Origin of the sequence: Gilliamella sp. Fer1-1, assembly GCF_001690825.1 — a bacterium.
GTDB lineage: Bacteria > Pseudomonadota > Gammaproteobacteria > Enterobacterales > Orbaceae > Gilliamella > Gilliamella apicola_C.
Window position 1 is genome coordinate 1 of the sequence record NZ_LZGX01000074.1, and the last position, 6560, is coordinate 6560.

Here is a 6560-nt window from a genome sequence, read left to right on the forward strand (position 1 = left end):
CAAACTTATAATAAGTAAACTTATTACAAGATAACTTATTAAAAGGAGACACTATGAATACCATTTCAATTTCTTTCATATTACCAACCAAAGCTAAACCAACTCAAATTTGGCAATACTATACTGATCTTAATTTAAGAAAATTATGGGAAACTGATCTTGAAGACTTTCGTATATTTGGTGACTTAAAAACAGGGTCTAAAGGTATTTTCAAATTACAAAATATACCGGAAATGGAAGTGACTTTATCAAAGATTATTGATGAGCAAGAATTTACAGAACAATTTGATATGCCTGAAATAGGTTTACTGTTTTTCTCACATCAAATTATTGAAATATCGCATAATCAATATGCATTAAAATCAGAAATTTCTCTAAAACCGGATCCAAAAATGGATACTAAAGCATCCTATGATTTTATAAAACAGATTTCAGATGATATTATAGATAAAACTTACAAATTAAATGGCTTAGTTGAAGGGTAAATTATGACAAAGGACAATAAGTTTTTGACTCAATTCCAAACTGATTCTGAATCTATTGGTTTTATTTTTATGAAAACTTATTCGTCCTGGCATACGAATATCAAAAATTGCTTGAAAAAACAGTCTATCACTCATCCTCAATTTATAGTGCTTGCAACGCTTGCTTATCTATCACAGCAACCAGACGAAATAACACAAGTTATTTTATCAAATAAAACAAATATCGATGTGATGACAATTTCCCAAATATTAGAGAATTTAGAAAAAAAAGATTATATAAAACGCTCTTGCTCAATTAAAGATAGTCGAGCAAAATCCATTCAATTAACACAAAAAGGATTGAATAAAGCAAATGAAACTGTACCTTTGGTTGAACAAATAGATAAAGATTTTTTTTCAACATTACAAGGTGATAAAGAACAATTTATGGAAATGTTATTAACACTATTAAAAACCAACATGAAGGGATAAAATCATTTATAAATTTTTATTATTTATTGTTTTTATCAACTTTGAATGCATCAACTTGACTTAAAATAAGTTTTTGAAGACTTTGTCTCAAATTTCTAGAACAAAATACTTTAAAACTAAATCGTTATAACTCAAGCTGTTAAAGCTCATTACTTGACTAAATTTAATTAAAAAAGGTGATATTACATCACCTTTTATCTATAGTTAGAACGTTTTGCTAAACTTATTTTGTCGCATTTTGTTCTTGAGCTGATTGAATCGCTGTTAAAGCAATAGTGTAAACAATATCATCAACTAATGCACCACGAGATAAGTCATTAACTGGTTTACGCATACCTTGTAACATTGGACCAATCGAAACAAGATCCGCTGAACGCTGTACAGCTTTATAAGTCGTATTACCGGTATTAAGATCAGGGAAGATAAACACAGTCGCTTTACCTGCAACTTGCGAATTTGGTGCTTTTGATTTTGCCACATCTGGCATTACAGCTGCATCATATTGTAAAGGACCATCGATCATAAGATCTGGGCGCTTTTCCTGAGCAATACGAGTTGCTTCTTTCACTTTTTCAACATCTGCGCCTTGACCTGAGCTTCCAGTTGAGTACGAAATCATCGCTACACGTGGTTCAATACCAAAAGCGATTGCAGTATCAGCAGATTGAATTGCAATTTCAGCCAATTCTTGTGCGTTTGGATCTGGGTTAATTGCACAGTCGCCATAAATATAGACTTGATCAGGCATTAACATAAAGAATACTGATGAAACAAGTGAACTACCCGGGGCAGTTTTAATTAATTGTAATGGTGGACGGATAGTATTAGCAGTTGTATGCACAGCACCTGACACTAAACCATCAACCTCATTTGCTTCAAGCATCATTGTACCAAGTACTACATTATCAGCTAATTGCTCACGAGCAATTACTTCTGTCATACCTTTATTTTTACGTAATTCGACAAGGCGAGGAACGTATTTTTCGCGGATGTTTTCAGGATCAACAATTTCAACACCTTGGCCTAAAGTGACACCTTGTGAAGCAGCAACTTTACGCACTTCGTCAGGGTTACCAATTAATACACATTTAGCGATATTACGTTCAGCACAAATTGCCGCTGCTTTAACCGTTCTTGGTTCATCCCCTTCAGGTAATACAACCACTTTCTTAGCATTACGTGCAAGCTCTGTTAATTGATAACGGAAAGCTGGTGGAGATAAACGACGAGCAGAATTAACCACTTCATTTAATGATTTGATCCAATTTGCATCAATATGATCCGCCACATAATTTTGTGTGCTTTCCATTCGCTCTTTATCGTCAACAGGAATTTCTAAATTAAATTGCTGTAAATTAATAGATGTTTGAAAAGTATTAGTTTTCACAGTAAATACTGGTAAACCTGTATCAAAAGCTGGTTGGCATAATTTTGCGATCTTTTCATCAATATCATAACCGCCCGTTAAAAGCACACCACCAATAGCCACACCATTCATGGCAGCTAAACTAATAGCAACTAATACATCAGCACGATCAGCTGAAGTCACTAACAGTGCATTAGGTTGTAAATGGCTAATAATATTAGGCACACTACGTGAGCAGAAAGAAATATGTTTGATTCGACGGTTTTTGATATCGCCTTCATTAATAATTTTTGCATCAAAATGTTTAGCAATATCAATAGAACGGCAAGCACTTAAATCTATATTCCAAGGAATACAACCCAGAACAGGAAGTGGGCTATGCGCACTTAAATCTTTAATGGTGATTTTTTTATCGTCAAATTTAGGGGTATGATAAATTTCGGCAACATCTGGGCGAGCAAGATTTTGTTCTTCAACTGGCGCATTCACTTTATTAACAATCACACCAACGATTTTTTCGTTTTTAATACCACCAAAGTTAGAACGCGCAATTTCAATACGATCTCTAAGCTGTTCTGGTGTATCTTTACCCATATTAACGACAAAAATAATTTCGGCGCCAAGGGTTTTAGCGATATTATTATTAAGCTCGTTAGCAAATGGATAATCCGATGTTGGCACAATACCTTCAACTAAAACAACATCAGCACCTTTCGTGTTTTCAGCATAAAGGGCAACGATTTCTTCCATTAATACATCTTGTTGATTTAAACCTAATAGGTTTTCAACATGGCTCATTTTAAGCGGTTTTAGCGCTGGAATTGATGTGTTGTGGCTAACTAAAGTTGTCGTATTATCTGGCGCATCACCACCCGCTCTTGGCTGTGCAACGGGCTTAAATACATTTAAGTTAATACCTTGACGCTCCATAGCTCGAATAACACCAAGGCTCACACCAGTTAAACCAACATTGGTGCCAGTTGGAATGAGCATAATTGTACGAGACATAATTGTTACCTCTTAATTCTTCATTATATAAAAACAAACCGCCATTTAGGCGGTTTTAAATATTTATTACGCGGTTAGACGCGCAGCATCTTGAGCAATAACAAGTTCTTCATTGGTTGGAATAACCATCGCAATTGCAGAACCCTCTTTAGTAATTGTACCACCTTGGCCAAAACGAGCAGCAAGATTACGCTCTTGATCAAGTTCAAAGCCAAGAATGCTTAATTTTTGTAATGCCATACGACGAACTTCTTCAGAATTTTCCCCAATACCGCCAGTAAAGACGATAGCATCTAAACGACCGTCTAATAACATTGCATAACCACCGATATATTTTACTAAACGATGAACAAAAACATCTAAAGCATTTTTGGCATCTTCATTAGTATCATAATTATCGGTGACATAACGGCAGTCACTGCTTACACCTGTCAAACCTAATAAACCTGATTTTTTGTTTAAAAGATTGTTAATATCGGCAACTGACATTTTTAAATTGTCGTGTAAGAAGAACATAATAGCAGGATCGATATCACCGCTGCGCGTACCCATAACTAAACCTTCGAGTGGCGTTAACCCCATTGAAGTTTCAACACATTCACCATTTTTAACGGCAGTAATTGATGCGCCATTACCTAAATGACAAGTGATCACATTCGTTTGGTCAACAGGTTTATTTAATAATCTTGCAGCTTCACGGCTAACATAATAATGGCTAGTACCGTGCGCACCATAACGACGAACGCCATGTTTAGTATAAAGCTCGTTAGGAAGAGCATATAAATAAGCTTCTTTTGGCATTGTTGTATGGAATGCAGTATCAAACACAGCAACATTTTTATTTTTTAAGTGTGGAAAGGCTTCAAATGCCTCACGAATACCGATTAAATGAGCTGGATTATGTAACGGAGCAAAAGCTGCTGCATCTTCAATACCTTTTAATACTGAATCATCAATCACAACTGATTGTGTATATTTTTCACCGCCGTGAACAATTCGATGACCAATAGACTTAATACTATCTAATAATTCTGGTTTTTGTGGGAAGATACTATTAACGATAAATTTAATTGCTTCACTATGTGCAGCGCCTGCACCTAAAGATGCTTCACCTTTAACACCATCAAGTTTCCACTTAATGCGTGCATCAGGCAAGTTAAAACATTCGGCTAATCCAGAAAGAAACTCATCACCGTTTTCAGGGTTTATAATAGCAAATTTTAATGATGAACTTCCGCAATTAAGAACAAGAGCGTTATTACTTGATGACATAGTAATTCCTATAGATTGAATAAAAAGATATATACCAATCAAAATTGGTAACTAAGCACATGATTTAAAATCAATGTGACTACGCTAAGGTGACTTCTGATATCTTACTTTTTGAGATAGAATAATGAGAGTCCCCAATTTGAATGGTACTATTTTAAGATAATAACAAGTGAATGTCGAGGAATCGGAAAAATATGAATGTAATAAGCACATTTAAAGCAGGCCAACGATATATAAAGCTTTGCCCGACAGATAAACAATTAGCATATTCATTTCCTGAATTAAAAATCATTAACTACATAAAAACTACAAGCAAATACTTACCACCAATCGTTATTGGTTTGCTAGTTTGGCAATATTACATGCCAGCACAAATTGCGGTCACAGCAATAACCGTACTATTTACTTTAAGCTTACCGCTACAAGGGATATATTGGCTAGGTAAACGAGCGCTATCACCACTTCCACTTAATTTAATTGACTGCTACAACCAGTTAAAAGCGAAATTAGTTGCGAAAAAAATCGTCGCTGAGAATAGCCCTGAAGTCAAAAAATTAACGTTTGAAGAATTTATGAAACTGATCAAACTTGCAAAAGAACATTTAGGCGACTATTTTGGTCAAGATAATGATAACTCACCTTATGATAAAGGCTAATATCCATGGCAGATTTAATTAATACTTTACAAAATCAAATTGACCGACTTGAACAGCAAATCAGTTTAGCCAACGAACAACAATATCAAGAGCCTTATTTTGACGAACAATTATTTCAAACCAATAACATTGTCACAGACAAAGCCTTTTATCTTGCAAAGATCAAACAAACATATCAAGCGTTAATGGCTAATATCAAATCAGAAAAAGTTGAACAAATCACCTTTTTATCAGACACATTAGTCAACCAAATTGCCGCCCTAACACGCGAACTTGCTACCCACAACTTACGTCGCAAAGATCTAAAAATCATTTTTGAAGAAACATTAGCCCAAAAGCACATGCGCCATTTAGATTATTTGCGTCGATTACAAGAGATGAAATATGAACTAGAATTATCACCTGATGTGATCAACCAAAGCAAAATTGCTGCGCTTGATAACCGCATCTACCGCTGTGAACAAGCCATTAACAAGATTGAATTAGAAATGGAAAATGATGGAAATTTAGCTGAATAAACATAGATTAAAATAAGTCGTGAAAATTTATGGAACAAAAATTTAAAAATTATCGTATTGATGCTATTGATAACATTCAAAAAAAAACCTTTAAGCCACTTTCCAGCGATGGAAATATTCGATTTCGATATAATGCTGTATATAAAATTATAATGATTGCTTTTTATATTTTACTAGTCATTAACTGGATTTATTGCTCATTCAAAGTAGGTAGGGAAACAATTCTTTCAGATTTTTTTAATACTAGTTACTGCATTTTTTCGATAGTAATTAGTTTTATTATCGCTCTCTTCTTTTATTTAATGACTAAACCAAATTTAATTGCGGTGAAAGTTCCAATACCACGGTGGGAAAGAATTAAATTCTTGCTAGGGCATTTTTTTCAATTTTTTCTATGCTCGCTTTTTATTGCAATTTGCCTACCAATCAATTTAGTTCATCTCTACCCGGGAAATACATATGAGTATTTGACAGATTATGAAATTACAACACCGGGGCCCCAAAAACGGCACTATCACCGCTACGCTAACGGTATAAAAATTCATGATCCATATACATCAAAAAAATTTTTTCTACCATTTACAAAAAATGACGCTGATATTTACCCTAAAAAATTATTGGTAACCATTAAAAGTAATTTTTGGGGATCTTATCTTATTGATTACAAACTATATGATAAAGCGCCTCAATTACCTAAAAATAACGTGATTGATAATTCAGCGAAATACAAACATGATTATAATTATTAATAGTATTGAGTGAATATTGAACAATAAAGAATAAT

Annotated in this window: 7 protein-coding genes; 5 read left to right on the forward strand and 2 right to left on the reverse strand. The window is 34.1% G+C overall.

What is annotated here, in order from left to right; genetic code table 11:
* Window positions 1–53: 53 nt before the first annotated feature.
* Window positions 54–485 (forward strand): hypothetical protein, encoded by a 432-nt coding sequence (locus A9G28_RS08710; protein WP_065567570.1) that lies wholly within the window; start codon window positions 54–56, stop codon window positions 483–485.
* Window positions 486–488: 3 nt separating this feature from the next.
* Window positions 489–956, forward strand: a complete 468-nt coding sequence (locus A9G28_RS08715) for a MarR family winged helix-turn-helix transcriptional regulator (RefSeq protein WP_065567571.1) — start codon at window positions 489–491, stop codon at window positions 954–956.
* Between the two features lie 223 nt (window positions 957–1179).
* On the opposite strand, the gene pta is transcribed toward A9G28_RS08715, so the two are convergent.
* Together pta and A9G28_RS08725 are read right to left on the reverse strand one after the other, a co-directional pair.
* Window positions 1180–3330 (reverse strand): phosphate acetyltransferase, encoded by a 2151-nt coding sequence (gene pta / locus A9G28_RS08720; protein ID WP_065580421.1) that lies wholly within the window; start codon window positions 3328–3330, stop codon window positions 1180–1182.
* Window positions 3331–3396: 66 nt separating this feature from the next.
* Window positions 3397–4602 carry an acetate kinase gene (locus A9G28_RS08725; protein WP_065580422.1) on the reverse strand — a complete coding sequence of 402 codons (1206 nt, stop codon included), beginning with the start codon at window positions 4600–4602 and terminating at the stop codon, window positions 3397–3399.
* Between the two features lie 194 nt (window positions 4603–4796).
* Between A9G28_RS08725 and yfbV the strand changes: the two genes are divergently transcribed.
* The 3 genes from yfbV to A9G28_RS08740 are packed head-to-tail and all read left to right on the forward strand — an operon-like array spanning window position 4797 to window position 6525.
* Window positions 4797–5258, forward strand: coding sequence for a terminus macrodomain insulation protein YfbV (gene yfbV, locus A9G28_RS08730; protein ID WP_065580423.1), 462 nt, complete (start codon window positions 4797–4799; stop codon window positions 5256–5258).
* 5 nt (window positions 5259–5263) lie between these two features.
* Entirely contained in the window at window positions 5264–5776 is a 513-nt protein-coding gene (priC, locus tag A9G28_RS08735) for a primosomal replication protein PriC (RefSeq protein WP_065580424.1), read from the forward strand.
* A 29-nt stretch (window positions 5777–5805) separates the two neighbouring features.
* Complete coding sequence (locus A9G28_RS08740; protein ID WP_065567575.1) at window positions 5806–6525, forward strand: hypothetical protein; 720 nt, start codon at window positions 5806–5808, stop codon at window positions 6523–6525.
* The last annotated feature ends 35 nt before the right edge of the window (window positions 6526–6560 follow it).

Bases quoted from the DNA above. Each gene is read 5' to 3' on its own strand.
- A9G28_RS08710 (WP_065567570.1), top strand. From the start codon at position 54: ATGAATACCATTTCAATTTCTTTCATATTACCAACCAAAGCTAAACCA.
- A9G28_RS08715 (WP_065567571.1), top strand. From the start codon at position 489: ATGACAAAGGACAATAAGTTTTTGACTCAATTCCAAACTGATTCTGAA.
- pta (WP_065580421.1), bottom strand. From the start codon at position 3,330: ATGTCTCGTACAATTATGCTCATTCCAACTGGCACCAATGTTGGTTTA.
- A9G28_RS08725 (WP_065580422.1), bottom strand. From the start codon at position 4,602: ATGTCATCAAGTAATAACGCTCTTGTTCTTAATTGCGGAAGTTCATCA.
- yfbV (WP_065580423.1), top strand. From the start codon at position 4,797: ATGAATGTAATAAGCACATTTAAAGCAGGCCAACGATATATAAAGCTT.
- priC (WP_065580424.1), top strand. From the start codon at position 5,264: ATGGCAGATTTAATTAATACTTTACAAAATCAAATTGACCGACTTGAA.
- A9G28_RS08740 (WP_065567575.1), top strand. From the start codon at position 5,806: ATGGAACAAAAATTTAAAAATTATCGTATTGATGCTATTGATAACATT.